The organism is endosymbiont of unidentified scaly snail isolate Monju, assembly GCF_000801295.1.
Lineage (GTDB): Bacteria > Pseudomonadota > Gammaproteobacteria > Chromatiales > Chromatiaceae > MONJU.
In genome coordinates, this window is the sequence record NZ_AP012978.1 from 1,216,045 (window position 1) to 1,235,304 (window position 19,260).

The 19,260-nt window shown below is 62.1% G+C and carries 19 protein-coding genes, 3 tRNA genes, 2 pseudogenes and 2 other annotated features; of the genes and pseudogenes, 18 read left to right on the forward strand and 6 right to left on the reverse strand.

All coding sequences use genetic code 11. The annotated features are described in order from the left end of the window. The first annotated feature begins 2 nt into the window (after window positions 1–2). The 10 genes and pseudogenes from EBS_RS05740 (at window position 3) to EBS_RS05790 (ending at window position 7,811) form a co-directional block, all read left to right on the forward strand. Window positions 3–629, forward strand: a complete 627-nt coding sequence (locus EBS_RS05740) for a uracil-DNA glycosylase (protein ID WP_043107738.1) — start codon at window positions 3–5, stop codon at window positions 627–629. Beyond that, on the forward strand, window positions 622–2,439 hold the full coding sequence (uvrC, locus tag EBS_RS05745; RefSeq protein WP_043107739.1) for an excinuclease ABC subunit UvrC: 1,818 nt from the start codon (window positions 622–624) through the stop codon (window positions 2,437–2,439). The genes EBS_RS05740 and uvrC overlap by 8 nt, the downstream gene beginning before the upstream one ends. Continuing rightward, a complete protein-coding gene (pgsA, locus tag EBS_RS05750; protein ID WP_052199343.1) occupies window positions 2,436–3,056 on the forward strand; it encodes a CDP-diacylglycerol--glycerol-3-phosphate 3-phosphatidyltransferase in 621 nt (206 codons plus the stop codon). The genes uvrC and pgsA overlap by 4 nt, the downstream gene beginning before the upstream one ends. A gap of 11 nt (window positions 3,057–3,067) precedes the next feature. Further along, window positions 3,068–3,143: transfer RNA gene (locus tag EBS_RS05755), tRNA-Gly, on the forward strand. Between the two features lie 81 nt (window positions 3,144–3,224). Then, window positions 3,225–3,298 (forward strand) — tRNA-Cys (locus EBS_RS05760). Between the two features lie 253 nt (window positions 3,299–3,551). Beyond that, the gene (locus EBS_RS05765; protein WP_043107740.1) at window positions 3,552–4,487 is read left to right on the forward strand and encodes a MalT transcriptional regulator family protein; all 936 of its coding nucleotides are present in this window, start codon (window positions 3,552–3,554) and stop codon (window positions 4,485–4,487) included. Further along, on the forward strand, window positions 4,439–5,692 hold the full coding sequence (locus EBS_RS05770; RefSeq protein ID WP_148307677.1) for a hypothetical protein: 1,254 nt from the start codon (window positions 4,439–4,441) through the stop codon (window positions 5,690–5,692). The genes EBS_RS05765 and EBS_RS05770 overlap by 49 nt, the downstream gene beginning before the upstream one ends. Before the next feature lie 48 nt (window positions 5,693–5,740). Then, window positions 5,741–6,960 (forward strand): annotated as a pseudogene (locus EBS_RS13545) (IS3 family transposase). Beyond that, window positions 6,019–6,135, forward strand: a sequence feature (AL1L pseudoknot). Its footprint overlaps the pseudogene before it by 117 nt. 143 nt (window positions 6,961–7,103) lie before the next feature. After that, window positions 7,104–7,634 (forward strand): hypothetical protein, encoded by a 531-nt coding sequence (locus EBS_RS05785; protein ID WP_043107743.1) that lies wholly within the window; start codon window positions 7,104–7,106, stop codon window positions 7,632–7,634. 89 nt (window positions 7,635–7,723) lie between these two features. Further along, window positions 7,724–7,811: transfer RNA gene (locus tag EBS_RS05790), tRNA-Leu, on the forward strand. A 218-nt stretch (window positions 7,812–8,029) separates the two neighbouring features. Here EBS_RS05790 and EBS_RS13550 read toward each other — a convergent pair. After that, window positions 8,030–9,159 (reverse strand): annotated as a pseudogene (locus EBS_RS13550) (IS3 family transposase). Then, window positions 8,855–8,971 (reverse strand) — a sequence feature (AL1L pseudoknot). Its footprint overlaps the pseudogene before it by 117 nt. A 116-nt stretch (window positions 9,160–9,275) precedes the next feature. Between EBS_RS13550 and EBS_RS05805 the strand changes: the two are divergent. The 4 genes from EBS_RS05805 (at window position 9,276) to EBS_RS14760 (ending at window position 12,163) form a co-directional block, all read left to right on the forward strand. Continuing rightward, window positions 9,276–9,881, forward strand: a complete 606-nt coding sequence (locus EBS_RS05805; protein WP_456243165.1) for a GTP 3',8-cyclase MoaA — start codon at window positions 9,276–9,278, stop codon at window positions 9,879–9,881. A gap of 452 nt (window positions 9,882–10,333) precedes the next feature. Further along, a complete protein-coding gene (locus EBS_RS05810) occupies window positions 10,334–11,041 on the forward strand; it encodes a TIGR02466 family protein (protein ID WP_043107746.1) in 708 nt (235 codons plus the stop codon). Between the two features lie 401 nt (window positions 11,042–11,442). Next, window positions 11,443–11,886 (forward strand): PAS domain-containing protein, encoded by a 444-nt coding sequence (locus tag EBS_RS14755; RefSeq protein WP_269446338.1) that lies wholly within the window; start codon window positions 11,443–11,445, stop codon window positions 11,884–11,886. Window position 11,887: 1 nt separating this feature from the next. Continuing rightward, entirely contained in the window at window positions 11,888–12,163 is a 276-nt protein-coding gene (locus EBS_RS14760; RefSeq protein WP_269446345.1) for a LytTR family DNA-binding domain-containing protein, read from the forward strand. A gap of 335 nt (window positions 12,164–12,498) precedes the next feature. On the opposite strand, the gene EBS_RS14545 is transcribed toward EBS_RS14760, so the two are convergent. Continuing rightward, window positions 12,499–12,705 (reverse strand): integrase core domain-containing protein, encoded by a 207-nt coding sequence (locus EBS_RS14545; RefSeq protein WP_052199345.1) that lies wholly within the window; start codon window positions 12,703–12,705, stop codon window positions 12,499–12,501. A gap of 375 nt (window positions 12,706–13,080) precedes the next feature. Between EBS_RS14545 and EBS_RS05825 the strand changes: the two genes are divergently transcribed. Next, the gene (locus tag EBS_RS05825) at window positions 13,081–13,341 is read left to right on the forward strand and encodes a helix-turn-helix domain-containing protein (RefSeq protein WP_052199346.1); all 261 of its coding nucleotides are present in this window, start codon (window positions 13,081–13,083) and stop codon (window positions 13,339–13,341) included. Continuing rightward, the gene (locus tag EBS_RS05830) at window positions 13,338–14,558 is read left to right on the forward strand and encodes a type II toxin-antitoxin system HipA family toxin (protein WP_052199347.1); all 1,221 of its coding nucleotides are present in this window, start codon (window positions 13,338–13,340) and stop codon (window positions 14,556–14,558) included. The genes EBS_RS05825 and EBS_RS05830 overlap by 4 nt, the downstream gene beginning before the upstream one ends. 8 nt (window positions 14,559–14,566) lie before the next feature. On the opposite strand, the gene EBS_RS05835 is transcribed toward EBS_RS05830, so the two are convergent. From EBS_RS05835 to dksA, 3 genes are read right to left on the reverse strand one after another with little or no spacing between them, the layout of a single operon-like run. Continuing rightward, the gene (locus EBS_RS05835; RefSeq protein ID WP_043107749.1) at window positions 14,567–15,001 is read right to left on the reverse strand and encodes a group II truncated hemoglobin; all 435 of its coding nucleotides are present in this window, start codon (window positions 14,999–15,001) and stop codon (window positions 14,567–14,569) included. Continuing rightward, complete coding sequence (gene gluQRS, locus EBS_RS05840; protein ID WP_043107750.1) at window positions 14,976–15,893, reverse strand: tRNA glutamyl-Q(34) synthetase GluQRS; 918 nt, start codon at window positions 15,891–15,893, stop codon at window positions 14,976–14,978. The genes EBS_RS05835 and gluQRS overlap by 26 nt, the downstream gene beginning before the upstream one ends. 6 nt (window positions 15,894–15,899) lie before the next feature. Further along, window positions 15,900–16,334: an RNA polymerase-binding protein DksA gene (gene dksA / locus EBS_RS05845; RefSeq protein ID WP_043107751.1), complete on the reverse strand. Its 435-nt coding sequence runs from the start codon at window positions 16,332–16,334 to the stop codon at window positions 15,900–15,902. A gap of 133 nt (window positions 16,335–16,467) precedes the next feature. On the opposite strand from dksA, the gene EBS_RS05850 reads away from it, so the two are divergent. Both EBS_RS05850 and EBS_RS05855 read left to right on the forward strand, forming a co-directional pair. Next, window positions 16,468–17,220: an HAD family hydrolase gene (locus EBS_RS05850; RefSeq protein ID WP_043109333.1), complete on the forward strand. Its 753-nt coding sequence runs from the start codon at window positions 16,468–16,470 to the stop codon at window positions 17,218–17,220. A 2-nt stretch (window positions 17,221–17,222) separates the two neighbouring features. Continuing rightward, window positions 17,223–18,368 carry an aminotransferase class I/II-fold pyridoxal phosphate-dependent enzyme gene (locus EBS_RS05855; protein ID WP_043107752.1) on the forward strand — a complete coding sequence of 382 codons (1,146 nt, stop codon included), beginning with the start codon at window positions 17,223–17,225 and terminating at the stop codon, window positions 18,366–18,368. Window positions 18,369–18,372: 4 nt separating this feature from the next. Here EBS_RS05855 and EBS_RS05860 read toward each other — a convergent pair whose 3' ends face one another. Then, window positions 18,373–19,254 (reverse strand): cation diffusion facilitator family transporter, encoded by an 882-nt coding sequence (locus EBS_RS05860; RefSeq protein WP_043107753.1) that lies wholly within the window; start codon window positions 19,252–19,254, stop codon window positions 18,373–18,375. Window positions 19,255–19,260 lie beyond the last annotated feature (6 nt).

Here is a 19,260-nt window from a genome sequence, read left to right on the forward strand (position 1 = left end):
CGATGTTCGATCCCGACTGCCGACGTTGTCCCCGGCTGGCGACCTTCCTGGATGAGGTCAAGACACAGTACCCGGCCTACCATGCGCGCCCCGTGCCGCCCTTTGGCGACCCGGCAGCGCGTCTTCTGGTGGTGGGGTTGGCGCCCGGCATGCATGGCGCCAATGCCACCGGGCGGCCCTTTACCGGGGACCATGCCGGTATCCTGCTTTACCTCACCCTGCATCGGCACGGTTTTGCCAGCCGGCCCGAGTCGCTCGCGGCCGACGACGGTCTGGAGTTGATCGACTGCCGCATCACCAATGCGGTCAAGTGCCTGCCGCCCCAGAACAAGCCGGTGGGCGCCGAGATCAACGCCTGCCGTGACTTTCTGACCGTCGAACTCGAGGGGCTGCCGGAGGGCGGCGTGGTGCTGGCACTGGGCTCGATCGCCCACAAGTCGGTAGTCGCCGCGTTCGGCCTGCGACAGAAGGACTGCGTGTTTGCGCACGGGGCGGAACACGCGCTGCCCGACGGTCGGGTGTTGCTCGATTCCTACCATTGCAGCCGCTACAACACCCAGACCCGGCGCCTGACCGAGGCGATGTTCGACGCGGTGTTCGCTCGCGCCCGCGCCCTGCTCGATGGCTGACGACACCTTCGACCACAAGGCCTTCCTCGCCACCCTGACTCACCGTCCCGGGGTGTATCGCATGATCGGTGCCGAGGGCGAGGTGCTGTACGCGGGCAAGGCACGCGACCTGGCGAAACGGGTCGCCAGCTACTTCACCCGCGCCGCCAATCGGCGCATCGAGATGATGGTCTCGCAGATCCGCGACATCCAGATCACGGTGACGCATACCGAGGCTGAAGCGCTGATCCTGGAAAACCACCTCATCAAGGAACACCGGCCGCGCTACAACGTCCTGTTGCGCGATGACAAGAGCTACCCTTATATCCATCTGTCGGACGATGAGTTTCCACGACTGGCCTTTCACCGGGGTGCGCGCACCGGGGGAGGGCGCTACTTTGGACCCTATCCCAGCGCCGGGGCGGTGCGCGAGACGCTGAAGCTGCTGCAGAAGCTGTTTCCCGTGCGCCAGTGCGAGAACAGCCAGTTCGCCAACCGTTCGCGCCCCTGCCTGCAATACCAGATCGAACGTTGCACCGCACCCTGTGTCGGCTTCGTGAGCCCCGAGCGTTATGCGCGCGACGTGCAGGACACGGTACTGTTCCTGGAAGGCAAGGCCTCGGACGTGATCGATCGCTGGGTGGCACGCATGGAGGCGGCGGCCGAGGCCCTGGAATTCGAGGAGGCGGCCAAACTGCGCGACCAGATCGCCGCCCTGCGTACCGTGCAGGAACGCCAGTACGTCGCCGGTGAGCGCGGCGACCTCGACATCGTCGCCGCCGCGAGCCGGGGTGGGGTGGCCTGCATCCAGTTGTTCCTGGTCCGCCAGGGACGCAACCTGGGCAACAAGACCCTGTATCCACGTAACAGCGAGGGTGCCGACGAGGCGGAACTGGTCTCGGCCTTCATCGCCCAGTATTACCTGGAGCGGGCCGTGCCCGCTGAGATCCTGGTGAGCAGCCTGCCGCCCGATCGCGAGCTGCTGGAGCAGGCTCTGAGCGAGCAAGCGGGGCGCCGGGTGCGCATCATCGCCCGGCCACGCGGCGAGCGGGCGCGCTGGTTGCAGATGGCGCGCACCAATGCGGAAATGGCCGTGCAGGCGCGGCTGGCCAGTCGCGGCGCGGCCGAGCAGCGTCTGGAGGCTCTGCAACAGGCGCTGGACCTGGAGAGTCCGCCGCGCCGCATGGAGTGCTTCGACATCAGCCACACCCGGGGCGACCAGACCGTGGCATCGTGCGTGGTGTTCCAGGACGGCGCGCCGTCTTCCAGCGACTACCGGCGTTTCAATATCCGAGGCATCACCCCGGGTGATGACTACGCGGCCCTGCGCCAGGCTCTGCAACGGCGCTATGCGCGCATCCAGGGCGGCGAGGGGCAGATGCCCGACCTGTTGCTGATCGATGGCGGCAAGGGTCAGCTGGCGGCGGTCGCCGAGGCATTGAGCGAGATGGGCATCAACGACCTGCTGATCCTGGGGGTGGCCAAGGGGCCGGATCGCAAGCCCGGCATGGAGACCCTGTTCTTGTTGGGCGAACAGCGGCCTCTTATACTGCCGGCCAACTCCCCGGCACTGCACCTGGTGCAGCAGATCCGCGACGAGGCGCACCGCTTCGCCATCACCGGCCACCGCCAGCGCCGGGCAAAGGCGAAGAGCCGCTCGCCGCTGGAGGACATACCGGGCATCGGCGCCAAGCGCCGCCAGCGCCTGCTAAAGCATTTTGGTGGCCTGCAAGGACTGGCGCGCGCCGGAGTCGAGGACATCGCGCGCGTCGAGGGCATCAGCAAGAAGCTGGCGAACGCCATCTACATCAGCTTTCACGGGGAAGAATGAACAGCCTCCACAACCTGCCCAACCTGTTGACGCTAGGGCGCATCGCGTTGATTCCGGTGTTCGTGCTGGTGTACTACCTGCCGGTTTCCTGGGCGAGTCCAACCGCCACCTGGATTTTCGTTGCCGCCGCACTTACCGACTGGCTGGACGGTTACCTGGCGCGACGCATGCGCTTGACCTCGCCGCTGGGTGCCTTTCTCGATCCGGTGGCCGACAAGCTGATGGTCGCCACCGCGCTGGTGGTGGTGCTGCAGGCCGACCCGCGTCTGTGGCTGGCGCTGCCGGTGATGGTCATCATCGGCCGTGAGATCACCATCTCGGCACTGCGCGAATGGATGGCCGAGATCGGCGAACGCGCCCAGGTTGCGGTCTCCGAGCTGGGCAAATTCAAGACTGCCGCGCAGATGCTGGCCATCACCCTGCTGATCTACCGTGACGACCTGTGGGGCCTGCCGATCTACGTGATCGGCGAAGTATTGCTGTACATCGCGGTGGTGCTCACCCTGTGGTCCATGGTCATTTACCTGCGCGCTGCCTGGCCGCACCTGGGCGGTGGCGGTGGAACGGGAAAAAGCGCTGATCCGGGGTTGACAGCCCCCGGGGAATCCATAGAATAGCGGCTCGTTCGGCGGGAATAGCTCAGTTGGTAGAGCACAACCTTGCCAAGGTTGGGGTCGCGAGTTCGAGTCTCGTTTCCCGCTCCAGTTTCCCTCGGAACCCCGCACGTCGTTGCGGGGTTTCTGGTCTCGGCCCCCTGAAAAACGGGTCGGGACGCGATCAAAGATGGCCGAGTGGCAGAGTGGCTATGCAGCGGATTGCAAATCCGTGTACCTCGGTTCGACTCCGGGCTCGGCCTCCATCTTTTCCTTTTTCCCGGTGCACTCCCAAAGCACGACCTTTCCGTCTGTTCCGCGGACGTCAAGCGTTTTGGCGTCTGTGTCCTTGTTGATCCAGAGGTCTATCGCCAGATTGCCAGAAATCGGTAAGATTTCAGCGATATTTCTGCCGAGCACCTGAAATCATAGAGCAGCCGGCTGTGCCCTCGGGGTGGTGAATGCAGGCGCGGGAGTGCCGCACTTCGCATGCCGGATTGCCAGGGAGGGTTCCGATTCATGACAGAAAACCCCCATGCAGACCTGCTGCAACGCGAGCGCCTCCTGACCTCCCTGCTCGAGTCGTTGAAGCAGGCCCGATTGGCCGGCCTGGTCGCCCCCGCGGGCAGCGGCAAGACAGTCGCGGCGCGGCAGCTCTCTGCCCGCTGGACGCAGACCGTGCTCTGGCTCGACATCTCGGCTGGCCACAACGACCCGGTCGTCTTGTTCTCCAGCCTGTTCAAGCGCTTTACTGCGCAGATCCCGGGATTTCGCGATGCGACGCTCGAACGCATGTTGCGAGCCGGGGAGATGACGCCTGCCGACCTGTCGGTCCCGATGGCGCACCTGTTGCGCGCCATGGAGAGGACCTTTCCCAACCAGATGCTCGTCGTCCTTGATGATCTGCATCTCCTGACCACCACTCCCGCCTGCGAACTGCTGGCCGACCTGATCCGTCGTGCGCCGGCAGGCTGGCACTGGCTGTTCTGCCACCGCCCGGCACTCTCTGGTCCGCTGGGCGGATTGTTGACGCCAGGTCGCTCGGTAGTCCTGGGCGAGGCCGACCTGCGTTTCAGTCACGAAGAGGTGGACCGACTGTACCGGGACTGTTTCGGTATCGCACTGTCGGCCGACCAGGTGCAACGCCTCCTCGATGACACCGGCGGGCATGCCTTGATGGTGGGCCTGTGCCGTCTCGGAACGCGTGGCATCCAGTCATTGATCGAGTACCTGGAGTTCACCCTGCCATCGACACACTGGCATCACCTGCTGTGCTGGAGCCTGTTGCCCGCCGAGGGGGCCGTCGATCTCGACCACCTGCTCGGGGCGGGTGCTTCCAGGCTCTTGCAAGAACTCGTCGGCAAGGTGCCGGGTTTTCACGTCGGCCGGGGTGAGGGGGCTTCAGTATGCACGATGTCGTGCGCGAGGCCTTGTCGCAACACGCTGAAAGAATAATCGACGACAAGGAGCGGCTGGATCTCCTGGTACGCTGCGCCCAGCAGATGCTCAACCAGGGCAATCCCCTGGGAGCGGCACGCGTCTACCGCCGACTTGGTGACCATGAGAGCCTCGAACGCCTGATGCGGCGATACGGCATGCGCCTGCTGGGGCAGGGATTGCTTGCCAGTTGTCGGGACATTCTCGCGGACATTCCCGGCGATGTCCTTCAGCGGTCCCCGGGGCTGCTTCTGCTCACCGGCAGCATTGCCTCGCTGGAGGGACGGGATGCCGCGCGCGAACTGCTGAACAAGGCGGTGAAGCGGGCACGCGAGGAGGCCGATCCAGCACTGGAATTGATGATCATCACCCGGCTCCTGGAATACGAGGGTGGTATCTCCGGCAGGTATGAACACATGGACGACCTCGTCGAGCGCGGCGAGAACCTCATCGATACTGTGCTCGACGACCTGACACCGACCGCAAAAGCGTGGGTACACACCATTTTCGGTGCCACCTGCCAGCTCCAGAGAAACGATTACCAGGCCGCGGTACAGCACTTTGCCGAGGCCGAATCACTGGCCGCCGCCAATGACCTGATCAGTCTGCAGGCATTGATTACCTATCTGCATTTCCAGCGCCACATGGCGCAGACGCGTTACCCTGCCGCGCAAATGGACCTGGAGAGGCTGTTTCAGCTGAACACCACGGGCCGTCTCAGTGGGTTGTACGGAACACTGTTCCCGCTGGCCTTCGTCAACTGGCTCAACTTCAACGGCCTGCACGAAGAAGTGGTGGAAGTCGTCCGGAAACTGGGGCTGGATTTCAGGAAGGCCGGAAGCGCGAGCCTGCTGGTGCGGACCTTTCTCGCGCGCTGGCATGCCGAGTCCCTGATTGCCCTGCAACGAGCCCGCGAGGCGTGCGACTGGCTGGAGCATGTGCTCGGTGGATTCGTCAACCGCAGCACCCCCTTCCTCGAAAGCCAGTTGTATCACACGCTGGCGCTTGCACAGGCCCTGGAGGGCGATTCGGCCTCCGCCCGGGAGATGGCTGAAAGATCGACCCGCCTTCGCCGTCCTTTCCGCGAGCTGCACCAACGCACCTATCACCAGCTTGCCCAGGGTGTCACCTGGCTGATCCTGGGCGAGGAGGAACAGGCCGTCGAGTGGTTGAGCCAGGCGCGCGATACGGCGCGCGAAACGGAACGTGTCCATGCCGATTGAACCGCCCCGGGTTTCCCGGAGACTCCATTTCTTGAGAGGATAGAGTCTATGGATACGAGCAAGAGATATTCCCCTGAGGTCCGGGAACGGGCGGTTCGCATGGTGTTTGATCATCAGGGCGAGCATGATTCCCAATGGGCGGCGATGACCTCCATCGCGGCCAAGATCGGCTGTACGCCGGAGACGCTGCGCAAATGGGTGAGACAGGCCGAGCGTGATCAAGGACTGCGTGAGGGTCTGACGACGTCGGAGCGCGAGCGGCTCAAGGCCTTGGAACGGGAGAACCGGGAGCTGAGGCGGGCCAACGAGATTCTGAAGACGGCGTCGGCTTTTTTTGCCCAGGCGGAGCTCGACCGCAAACTGAAGAGATGATCGCGTACATCGACGATCACAGGGATCGTTACGGGGTCGAGCCGATCTGCGCGGTGCTGCCGATCGCCCCGTCCACCTACTATGAGCACAAGGCCCGTGAGGCCGATCCACAGCGACTGCCGCGGCGATTGCAGCGGGATCGCGCCCTGTCAGACGAGATTCGACGGATCTGGGAAGAGAACTTCCAGGTGTACGGTGCCAGGAAGGTATGGCGGCAGCTCAACCGGGAAGGCATCGAGGTAGCCCGCTGCACGGTGGAACGCCTGATGCGTGTCATGGGGTTGCGGGGTGTGGTGTGAGGCCGCCGTTGCCGGACAACGATCGGCGACACGACGGCGGAACGACCACTGGACCGGGTGAAGCGGCAGTTTACTGCCACCCGCCCGAATCAGTTGTGGGTGGCGGACATTACCTACGTGGCGACTTGGACAGGGTTTGTCTATGTGGCGTTTGTCGTGGACGTCTATGCCCGACGGATCGTGGGCTGGCGTGTCTCCCGGTCGCTGAAGACCGACCTGGTGCTGGATGCGCTGGAGCAGGCGCTATGGTCGCGCCAGGACACAGAGGGCCTGGTGCACCACAGTGACCGAGGCTGTCAGTACCTGTCGGTGCGCTACACGGAGCGCCTGGCCGGGGCCGGCATTGATGCCTCGGTCGGTAGCCGAGGGGACTCCTATGACAACGCTCTGGCAGAGACGATCAACGGTCTGTACAAGGCCGAGGTTATCTACCGGCGAGGCCCCTGGAAGCATAGGGAGGCGGTCGAATATGCCACTTTGGAGTGGGTGGACTGGTTCAACCACCGGCGGCTGCTGGAGCCTATTGGCAACGTGCCACCGGCGGAGTTGGAAGCGGCGTATTATCGCCAACAGAAAGAGTCTGCCAAGGCGGCCTGACTCAAACAAAACAGTCTCCGGAATATCCGGGGCGGTTCAGTAGCTACGATCTTGCATGGTTCGGAGGTGGCCAGGCGTACCATTGGCATTCGCAACGCCTCGACTGCCTGACCTCACGGATTCGGCACGGCCGGGTCCGTGTCGTGGAACAGGGAGACAGGGACATTCCTGAGGCGGGCAGCGAGATCGTCATTGGGTATCGGCATGGCCGATTGTATGCCAGCGAGTACCTGGTGCTGTGCAGCAAGGTCGTTGGCGGGACGGGACTGGACGTCCCGTCGATGCAGCGTGACGACTCCGGGCAGGCAGCCAGTCTGGCAGATGTTGTCATCCATAGTGGAGAAGAGGAGACGGTCCTGGTGGTGGCGGTACCACCACAGGCGAAGCTGGCTCCGGATCAGTTGCTAACAGGAGCATCACCGATCGATCCGCAGAAAAGGCAGTCTGCGGCAGAATCCGTGTCGAAGGCGTGGAAAAGCCCCGAACTGGCAATCGTGGCCGGGACTGCGTTGGTGACATGCGTTCTCCTCATAGTGATCGCCTGGGTTTGGTTTCCGGGGGAAGCCGTCCAGGAGGTGGTGACAGATGAGCCTCCCGGCCATTTCCGGGGACTTTACCCAGAGGAGCAGGGCAAAGATCGGCCCATCCCCCGCAAAGTAGCCCGCATACCCTGACTGCGCCGAAGCGATTGGGGGGCAGTGGCACTCCCCGGGTAGGCGATGGATAAACTGACCAGTACAATGCCCGGGCATTTCTTCCATCCGCCCGGATGGCGAAACTGGTAGACGCAGCAGACTTAAAATCTGCCGGCCATTACGGCCGTGCCGGTTCGATTCCGGCTCCGGGCACCATCCAACATCCAGCCAGTTGCGGCGTGTCCGTAACTTGCTGTTTTTTCATTATTTCTTCTTTCCCTTGTCTGCGAAAATCCGCTGGTATCCGCTCATATCTGACACAAGTTGTCCCAGCATTGTCACGAAGAGTGTCGCTTGACACCGTGGAACGATAACGCGGCGCCGCAGATGATGAATGAACCGCCCCGGATATTCCGGAGACTGTTTTGTTTGAGTCAGGCCGCCTTGGCAGACTCTTTCTGTTGGCGATAATACGCCGCTTCCAACTCCGCCGGTGGCACGTTGCCAATAGGCTCCAGCAGCCGCCGGTGGTTGAACCAGTCCACCCACTCCAAAGTGGCATATTCGACCGCCTCCCTATGCTTCCAGGGGCCTCGCCGGTAGATAACCTCGGCCTTGTACAGACCGTTGATCGTCTCTGCCAGAGCGTTGTCATAGGAGTCCCCTCGGCTACCGACCGAGGCATCAATGCCGGCCCCGGCCAGGCGCTCCGTGTAGCGCACCGACAGGTACTGACAGCCTCGGTCACTGTGGTGCACCAGGCCCTCTGTGTCCTGGCGCGACCATAGCGCCTGCTCCAGCGCATCCAGCACCAGGTCGGTCTTCAGCGACCGGGAGACACGCCAGCCCACGATCCGTCGGGCATAGACGTCCACGACAAACGCCACATAGACAAACCCTGTCCAAGTCGCCACGTAGGTAATGTCCGCCACCCACAACTGATTCGGGCGGGTGGCAGTAAACTGCCGCTTCACCCGGTCCAGTGGTCGTTCCGCCGTCGTGTCGCCGATCGTTGTCCGGCAACGGCGGCCTCACACCACACCCCGCAACCCCATGACACGCATCAGACGTTCCACCGTGCAGCGGGCTACCTCGATGCCTTCCCGGTTGAGCTGCCGCCATACCTTCCTGGCACCGTACACCTGGAAGTTCTCTTCCCAGATCCGTCGAATCTCGTCTGACAGGGCGCGATCCCGCTGCAATCGCCGCGGCAGTCGCTGTGGATCGGCCTCACGGGCCTTGTGCTCATAGTAGGTGGACGGGGCGATCGGCAGCACCGCGCAGATCGGCTCGACCCCGTAACGATCCCTGTGATCGTCGATGTACGCGATCATCTCTTCAGTTTGCGGTCGAGCTCCGCCTGGGCAAAAAAAGCCGACGCCGTCTTCAGAATCTCGTTGGCCCGCCTCAGCTCCCGGTTCTCCCGTTCCAAGGCCTTGAGCCGCTCGCGCTCCGACGTCGTCAGACCCTCACGCAGTCCTTGATCACGCTCGGCCTGATGATCAAACACCATGCGAACCGCCCGTTCCCGGACCTCAGGGGAATATCTCTTGCTCGTATCCATAGACTCTATCCTCTCAAGAAATGGAGTCTCCGGGGAACCCGGGGCGGTTCATACCCAAGGGATTCAAGGGTTTTGAGCGCCCACCACATTGGCTCACCTTCGAGGAGATTGAGCGTATGGTAGGTGTGTTTGCACGGCTCGGTGTCAAGAAAATACGCCTTACCGGTGGTGAACCCCTGCTACGGCGCAATCTTCCTGAGCTTGCCGCCCGCATAAGCAGCCTGGACGGAATCGAAGATCTCTCCATCAGCACCAATGCAACACAACTGGCGAAGCACGCCCTTGCGTTGAGACAGGCAGGTGTCCAAAGGCTTAATGTCAGCGTGGACTCGTTACGCAGGGAAAGGTTTCTGTCAATTACCGGCAAGGATTCCCTGCCGGACGTACTGGCCGGACTCGAGGCGGCCAGGCAGGCCGGATTCCAGCCTATCAAGATCAACATGGTAGTCATGAAGGGAGTCAATCATGACGAAGTGGATGATATGGTTCAGTTTTGCATTACACACGGATTTGTGCTGCGCCTGATAGAAGTCATGCCCATGGGCGATACAGGCCGGAATGCGGAATACGTGGATTTGCAGGTGATTAAACACCGTTTGATCGAGGACTTCGGGCTGGTTGAAGGTGCCGTGCCAGGTGCGAGGCCGGCACGCTACCTCCGGACACCGGATGGCAGCTTTTCAATAGGTTTCATCACGCCTCTTTCTTGGCCAGGAAGATAAGTACGAGTTCAGGGAATTGTTGCGCTCGAATATAAGTGACGAAGAACTGACCGATGCGGTACGGGAGGCGATTTCCATGAAGCCCGAACGCCATGAATTTCGGGAGATGCCGGAAAAGGTAGTGCGCTTCATGAACATGACGGGCGGATAACAACTGACTGGCCTGAATAGCACAGTCAGGCCAAGTCATCGATCAGCACCGATATGAAACCGGTTTTCCACGCAACAAACGGGGCATTGATACTTCGTTGCAATCGGCGCCGCACGTAGAAAGCGCGTCTGCAAACAGAAGCAAAAGATCATCATGATTATCCCTTCTCCTGCAGTACCATCGGCCAGCCACTATTTGAACCAACGTGAATGTCGATCTTCCGACACTCAATGACGAACCGGTTTCAACGCCAGAGCCAATGGGCAAGCAACATACAGCCTAAAATCTATCGATAAATCACATGAGCAAGAAAGCAGAAACCAAAGCGAATTCGAATATCCACAATCTATGGCCCACGCCCATTCTGCGCAAGAAATTCCCTCAGCATCGTCAAGTCAACCCGCAACTGGCCAAGCTTTTCTACGAACATCGCAGAACAAACGACAAGGTTAACGGTCCCGTCTATTCGAGTACCGACGACCTGCTGTTGCGCTACAATGAGCCCGCACTCAATCAATTATTCAAGTTCATCTCGGACAGTGTGTTCGAGATAGCAAGCGCCGTGAACGCCACATTCTGGGAGTATAGCCGCTCCAAAAAGATGCACATGAATGTCGTGGGTGCCTGGTTTCAGATACAGAATGGCTATGGCTTTCACGAAACACACAATCACGGCAACTGTTCGTGGTCCGGGGTATACTATGTTCAGGTGGACGACCAGGAAACACGAGAAAGTCATGAAGCGCTTGGCCCCATGAATGGGGTCACCCGATTTTATGGCCACCATGTAGATGTTATTGGGGATGGATATATGGATTCAGAAAACCTCTATCTTCAGTCAACCAGCTTTGATTCGAAACCGGAGGAGGGAGTGCTGGTCGTATTCTCCTCCCACTTGAAACACATGGCGCTACCTTACGAAGGAAAGAAGGATCGCATCATTGTTTCATTTAATGCCCAGGTCCATGGTGACAAAGGAGACGAGCTGTTCAGTTATAACTTCTTTTGAAGCAGGAGACCTTTCGCCTGGCCGAACTGTTCACAGCGTTTTCACAGGCCCTTGCGAGCAGGCTACGACGTGTTCAGGGCCCCACCCCGGTAATATGGTGCAGGTCGACGTATCGCACATCGGATTGTGGTGAGTGCAGTGCGCCACGTCAACGACATGCCCCTGGTTGCAGTAGGGGTTAGGGCATCGCTGCAGGATCCGCCTCCTTCTGGCTTCGAAGCTGCAGGCTCCTGCCGCGTATTTCAGGGCCTGCACCTCTGAAATTCGTGACGTCATGGCCCCACACATCGATTGCACCAGGGTACAGGCTTGTCAGCCGGTCGCTCCCTGAGGTATCTTCTTCTGACAACAAAAAAGACGCCTGCTCATTCGGATAACCACCATAGTGGGATTACTAATCAGTGGAATCATTCGAGCACAAGCTTCAGAGATTCGACCCCGGAATTGTCTGGCTTGATAATAACAATCGGGTCATGGCTCTAAATGGTATCGCACGCCAGGTATTGGGTGTTGACGTGGGTCAAGCTATCGGGCGGGAAATTGTACAGCTTCACCCGGAAAAGAGTCGAAAAAAGGTGGAATGGGTGCTGTCATCTTCGGGTTGCCCGGCAGAATCCCCTCCACCAATGACCATGATGATCAACATTCCCGACCGGGTTCTTCTGATCAAGGTCTCGAAGATGTGTGGCGACGATGGCCCCGTCGGGACCAGCATGGTGTTTTTCGACCTGACGGACATTAACCACTTCCCCACGCAAGGAGGCTGGAGAAGAAGGCAAGCCGCGGTTGTTGTTCAAACTTCCCGTGTACAAGAAAAACAGAGTCGTACTGGTCAACCTCAATGACGTGGTTCATTTCAGAGCCGAAGGTCATTACACGAACGTATATACCGAAAACGAACAATTCTTGTGCAACCTTTCGTTGTCTGATCTTGAAACCCGTCTGGACTCCATGCAGTACGTTCGTGTACACAGAATCCACATGATCAATATCCGCTTCGCTTGTGCGTTTGAAAAAGTAGATGAACAGTGTGCCATCATCATAAAGACGAAAGACGAGGCACGCATTCCGGTGAGCCGATCAAACGTACAAAAACTCAAGTCGATGCTCGGGCTTTCTTGAGAACAACAGTTGCCATAGCCACATTACATCGCGACGGGGTTAGCATAAATTGTCTTGCAACTTCCGCCACCCAGCGTTTCAGGCAATTGCCATTGTTTCTTTATATGCGATGCGGTAATTGTCAGTTGTACTCGATCATTGAATTAGCTGTACTCGATCATTGAACAAGATACGGTCCGTGCGGCAGGCTGACAGTGCTCGTCACGGGATCCCGCCGCAAGCACCTGATGCCAAAGGTGCGGCCTGGCGCATGTTCAAGGTGCGTGCCACCTTGGAAAATTCTGTAATGATCCCCCTGGTTTTTGCACACCCTACGCAGCAGTCTGCGCAGGCACCTAGTAGCCGAATACCAGATGCGGCCGCTCGGTGTTGTCGTGGCGTATCCAATGCCCAATCACTTCTCGTGCAAGGCTGATCGACTCAAAGGGGTGATGCCATACACATTCTTCTTTCATGGTGCGGATAAATCCTTCGATCATGCCGTTCTGCTCCGGGCTATATGGCGTAATGAGCGCCTGGGTCAATCCATGGCCCCTGACCATGGCCGTATAGCGATGGGAGGTGAAGACCAGGCCATTGTCACTGCGTACTCGTCGAGCAGGCGCTGCCACTTTTTATCGCTTTGAGCTCCAATTCATTCTCGCCCAGGGGCGCATGCGCTTCCGCCAGCTTGCGCTCGTACTGTTCCCTGAAGGCCTCGCGGGCGGGTTCGGAAGTTGTTCTCCATGCCCTGAATGCCTTCTTCCACCCAGCGCTCTACATCACCGGGAGTAAGGTCATGTTGCCGAGAAACCTCTGCGACCGTTGTCTTGCCCTTGAGAATATCCAGGGAGGGGCGTTGCTCAAAGTGCCGCGAATATCGCTGAAATGCCAATGGTCATGGGCATGGAGGCTTGAAACATGCCATAATGCCAACGATGAATGGCTTGTTTGACGAAGAACGCCAGGCCCTGGAATGGCTCGGACAGCGACTTCGCCTGGCGCGCAAGCGGCGGGGTGACCGCCAGTCCGATGCAGCGGCCCGTTGCCGGATCAGCCGTGAGACTTACCGCAAGATGGAGCGCGGGGAGCCGGGCGTGGCCATTGGCATCTGGGTGCGGGCCATCGCAATGTATGGCGAACTCGAGGCCCTGTTGGCTTTGTTTCCGGCCTCGCCATTTGACGAGATCACCTCATGACAGCCCGCCTGTTGCATGTCTGGTTGCGCGACGAGGCCGGCGCGGTGCATCCGCTTGGCCAGATCGCCGTCACGGAACCGCGACCGCCCGGTGGCGCGCGTTCGGGGGCCTTCCGGTATGCCGTGGATTACCTGGCCGATCCGGTCATTGGTCCTGTCGATCCCCTGCACCTGCCGCTGCGATCCGGGGAGTTCCGGGCCGGGGATCCGCACACTGGCCTGCATGCCGTGTTCATCGACAGCCTGCCCGATGCCTGGGGTCGGGCGGTCATGGTGCGCCGTTACCGCCTGGCGCGTGCCGAGCAAGGCGATATCGATCTGCTCGCGCGGCTGGGTGGACATGGCATGGGGGCGCTGGCCTATACCCGAACGCCCGAACCGCCGGAGCTGGACGGCGATGAAGTGCCGCCGCTGATGTGTCTCGACCAGCTGCTGGACGCGGCCGATCGTTATCAGGCGCAGCCGGAGCGAATCGACGAGGCCATCCGTCTGCTGTTTGCCGCGGGCAGTTCACCGGGCGGGGCGCGTCCGAAGGCCCTGGTACGGGACGCCGGACGGCCATTGCTGGCGAAGTTTCCTTCACGCCGGGACGCATTGGATATCGTGGGTCTCGAAGCCGCCAGCCTCGCGGTGGCGCGAGAAGCCGGCATCCCGGTTCCGGCATTCCGCGTGGTCGGTATCGGGGATCGCAAGGTGCTCCTGCTCGAGCGTTTCGATGTGACGCCCGCCGGGGGGCGTCGGCACATGCTGTCGCTGAAAAGCCTGTTGGATGCGCGTGGGTACTACCAGGCCGGTTATCGTGACGTGATCCAGGTGGTCGCGCGTGTCTCATCGGCGCCAAAGGAGGATCTCGAGCAACTGTTTCGGCAGATCGTACTGAACGCCTGTCTGGCCAATACCGATGATCACCTGAAGAACTTTGCCATGCAGTGGCGTGATGGGGGATGGCGATTGACGCCGGCCTTCGACATCCTGCCGGACGTGAACGACAACCGGGAACATGTATTGCATTTTGGCAGTGCGGGGCATCGGCCGACACCGGATGCGCTGCGTGACCTCGGGCGTTTGTGCGGACTGGGGCCAAGACGCGTCAGCGAGGTCATGGCACTGATCGAGGACAAGGTGCGGTCGTATTCACTCTGCTGCGAAGCGTATGGCGTACCGGAAGCGGATGCGGCCTTCGTGCTGGCCCGCATGCCACTGATGCGTGATGTGTAATAGACGCTTCATTTCTTCGGCGCTGGCGCGATCGGCAGCCGTGGGTCGGCCTCTTGTTCTGGCTGGTTGCGCATGTGATTGGCGGTCTGCATGAAGGCCTGCTCCAGGCGCGAGCGCAGGACCTCGTCGATGTCCATGTCGGCCAGCGCCTTGCGCATGCACAGCATCCACTGGTCCCGCTCCTTCACCCCGATGGGGAAGGGCAGGTGGCGCCGGCGCAACATGGGGTGGCCGAATTTCTGCACGTACAGGTCGGGACCGCCCAGCCAGCCGCTCAAGAACAGGAACAGCTTCTCGCGCGAGACACGCAGGCTCTTGGCATGCAGGGCACGGACCTCGCGCGCCTCCGGCAGACTGTCCATGTAGTCGTAGAAACGATCGACCAGTTCGCGTACACCTTGCTCGCCACCGAGCAACTCATAGGGAACAGGGGGCTGTGTCATCTCGAAGTTTCCTCATGCGTTCAACTTGCCACGCGGTCGGCGCCCATTGCCAGAATTCTTCCAGGGCAAGGTCGGAGTCGGGCATCGGCTGCCCCAGCCAGCGCCAGGCCGCGAGCAGGGAAGTCAGTGGCCGCTGTTCGTCGACCGGCTGGGCGGCCTCGCGCTTGCTGAGCTTGCGGCCATTCCGGTCCCGTACCAGCGGTACGTGCAGATAGACTGGTGTGGCCATTTCCAGCAGCCGTTGCAGACAGATCTGGCGCGGTGTGGACGCCAGCAGGTCGGCACCGCGCACCACGTGGGTGATCCCGGCCAGGGCATCGTCCACCACCACGGCCAGCTGATAGGCGAAGTACCCGTCGGCGCGACGGATCACGAAATCGCCGATGTCGCTTGCCAGGCGCTGCGTCTGCGTGCCGAACACCCGGTCGGTAAAGCCGAACGGTTCATCTTCGGTGCGCAGGCGGGCGGCTCGCCCCGGGGCATCGTCGAGTCCCAGGTCCCGGCAGGTGCCGGCATAGATCGGGCCCTCGATACCCTCCCGCCGGGCCTGCTCGCGTACTGTCTTGCGACTGCAACGGCAGAAGTACACCTTTCCCTGTGCCTGCAGTTGGTCCAGCGCCTGGGCATAGGCCTCGCTGGTCCGGCTCTGGTAACGCAACTCACCGTCCCAGTGCATGCCGAAGGCCTCGAGGCTGCGCAGGATATCGTCTTCCAGGCCGGGGCGGCAGCGAGTCTGGTCGAGATCGTCGATGCGCACCCACCATTCGCCGTGGTGGGCCAAGGCATCGACCCGGCTGGCCAGGGCCGTGACGAGAGAACCGAAGTGCAGTCGCCCGGTGGGCGAGGGGGCGAAGCGTCCGCGATAAGGTGGCACGGCCGGGCGATCCGCCATGGCGATTCAGCTGAAATGCTTTTCCTGCTGTTCCTGGGCCGTCTTGCAGTCGATGCACAGGTCGGCGGTGGGACGGGCCTCGAGCCGCCGGAGGCCGATCTCCACGCCGCATTCCTTGCAATAGCCGTACTCGTGTTCGTCGAGCTGGCGCAGGGCCTGGTTGATCTTGTTGATGAGCTTGCGCTCGCGGTCACGGGTGCGCAGCTCCAGGCCGATGTCGGATTCCTGGGTGGCGCGGTCGTTGGGGTCGGCGTGCTGGGTCGCATCGGTCTTCATGTGGTCGACCGTGCGATCCACCTCCTCCATCAGCATGTGGCGCCAGTGCTCCAGCATGGCGCGAAAATGTGCCTCCTGCCCGGCGCTCATGTAGGGCTCGTCCGCGGTGGGACAATAGGGCTCGAAGCCTTCGTAATGGGCCAGGTCGGCGGAATTTCCCGGCATCTTTTGACCACCTCGCGTGTAAAGCTTCACGTTACCATGAAGCCGGAACCGCGGCCAAGGCCGCGCCGCAAGATAGCCGAGTCCGCCGGATGCTTGTTATGCTGCGCGGCCTTTCGTTGTGGAGCAGTCGATCGTGTGTGAGATTGAAGCCCTGATCTTCGACGTGGACGGCACCTTGGCCGATACCGAGCGCGACGGCCACCGCGTGGCCTTCAACCGTGCCTTCGCCGATGCCGGTCTCGACTGGGAGTGGGATGTGGCGCTCTATGGCAAGCTGCTGGCAGTGACCGGCGGCAAGGAGCGCATCAAGTACTACCTGCGCGAGTTCAATACCGTCTTCGAGCCCCCCGCGGACCTGGACGGCTTTGTCGCCGACCTTCACGCGGCCAAGACCGAACACTACAAGGCGTTGATGGCCGAGGGCCGGGTGCCCTTGCGCCCGGGCGTGGAGCGCCTGCTGCGCGAGGCGCGGGAGGCCGGCATTTCGCTGGCGATTGCCACCACCACCACCATGGACAACGTCACCTCCCTGCTGGAGAACACCTTGGGCGCCGAGTCGGTGGGCTGGTTCGCCGAGATCGGTGCCGGTGACATCGTGCCAGCCAAGAAGCCCGCACCGGACATCTATGTCTGGGTGCTCGAGCGCCTGGGGCTGGCTCCGGAGCGTGTGATTGCCTTCGAGGACTCCGGGCACGGTGTGACCTCGGCCGCCGATGCCGGCATCGCGCGCATCGTGGTCACCACCAACGACTACACCCTCGGCCAGGACTTCTCGCGCGCCAGCCTGGTGCTCGACCAGCTCGGCGAGCCGGGCACGCCGCCGCGCCGGGCTGATGGCGAGCCCCTGCCTGGGCCGGTGAACCTGGCCCTGCTGGAGACCCTCTGAGCATGTCCTGGCCCGCGCCCGCAGCACGCATGCAGGGCATCGCCCCGTTTCGGGTGATGGCCATCCTGGCCCGGGCGCAGGCACTGGAGGCGGCCGGGCGCGATATCGTGCACATGGAGGTCGGCGAGCCCGACTTCCCGGCTCCCGAGGCGGTCAATGCCGCGGCGCAGGCGGCGCTGGCACGTGGTCAGACCCATTACACCCCGGCACTCGGCCTGCCGGCGCTGCGCGAGGCCATCGCCGGCTGGTATGGCCAGCGTTTCGGCCTCTCCATCGACCCGGCGCGGGTGATTGTCACCCCCGGCGCCTCGGGCGCGCTGCAGCTGGTTCTGGGCGCGCTGGTCGACCCGGGGGACCGCATCGGCATCCAGGACCCCGGCTATCCGTGCAACCGCCACATGATCACGCTTTACGGCGGCGAGGCGATGGCGGTCGATCCGGATCGGGCGGCGGAAATGCCGGGGTTGTCCGGCATGATGCTGGCCAGCCCCGCCAACCCGACCGGTGAGCTGATTTCCGCTTCGCGATTGGCTGTCCTCTACCGCGCACTGCGCGCGCAGCGGCGCTTCCTGATCGTGGACGAGATCTACCAGGGCCTGCAATACGAAACGCCACCGCAGACCGCGCTGGTGCTGGGTGAAGAGGGGCTGTTCGTGATCAACAGCTTCTCCAAGTTCTTCGGCATGACCGGTTACCGCGTTGGCTGGGCGGTGGTGCCCGAGGCCTGGGTGGAACCCATCGAGCGGCTGGCGCAGAATCTGTTCCTGGCACCGCCCACCCTGGCCCAGCACGCGGCGCTGGCGGCCTTCGATCCCCCGGTGCTCGACGAGCTGGAGCGTCGCCGGCAGGTGTTCCAGGCACGGCGCGACCGCCTGTTCGCCGGCCTGCGCGAGCTGGGCTTCGCCTTGCCCCCGCAGCCGCCCGGCGGGGCCTTCTACCTGTATGCCGGCCTGCCCGAACACCTTGACGAAGACGGCGAGACCTTTGCGCAACGCCTGCTCGAGGAGGCCGGTGTGGCGATCACCCCGGGCAGCGATTTCGGTGCCAACGACACCGCGCGCCACGTGCGCTTCGCCTACACCACCGAGGTGCCGCGCATCGAGCAGGGCCTGGAGCGCCTGGCCCGGTTGCTTTCGCGCGGGAGCTGACGGCTCACGGCCCGTGCCGGCAGGTCTCGTCGGCCTGTTCCAGCTCGATGGTGGTGTGGCCGATGCCGCAGTCGCGGCAGGTCTCGCGGATGGCCTCCTTGATCTCGTGCTGACTCTCGGCGCTGATGGGGATGTCCAGCACCAGATGGGCGGTCAGCACGTGGTGCTCGCCGTCCAGCGACCACAGGTGCAGGTGATGCACGTCCACCACGTGCGGCAGGGCCAGCAGCTTCTCGCGCACCGTTTCTACCAGCGCGTCGTCCGGCACCCCCTGCAGGAACAGGCGCAGGGTCTCGCGCAGGTTGCGCACCACGTTGAACAGAATGAACAGGGTGAAGGCGATCGACAACAGCGGGTCGAGGATGGGCCAGTCGGCAAACTGCAGCACGATGCCCACGATCAGCACCGCCACCCAGCCGAGCACGTCCTCGAGCAGGTGCCAGTTGAGCACCCGCTCGTTGAGGCTTCTGCCGCCGTGCAGGCTCCAGGCCGCCGCGCCGTTCACCACGATGCCCAATACCGCCAGCCAGGTCATGCCCACCGCGTGCGGCATGGGCGGGTCGGCCAGCCGGGAGATCGCTTCGGACAGCACCCACAGGCTGCCGATGATCAGTACCAGGGCGTTGATCAGCGCACCGAGTAGCGACAATCGCTGGTAGCCGTAGGTGTAGCGGCCACTCGCCGGGCGACGCGCCAGCAGCCAAGCCAGGCCGATCGCCAGCGAATCGCCCAGGTCGTGCACCGCGTCGGCGAGGATGGCGGTGCTGTTGGTGAGCAGCCCGCCGACGACCTCGATGACCGTGAACACCAGGTTCAGGACGAAGGCGAGGCCGATGCGTCGGTCCGCCGTGTGGTGATCGTGGTGATGGTGATGATGCGGGCTCATGCGGAG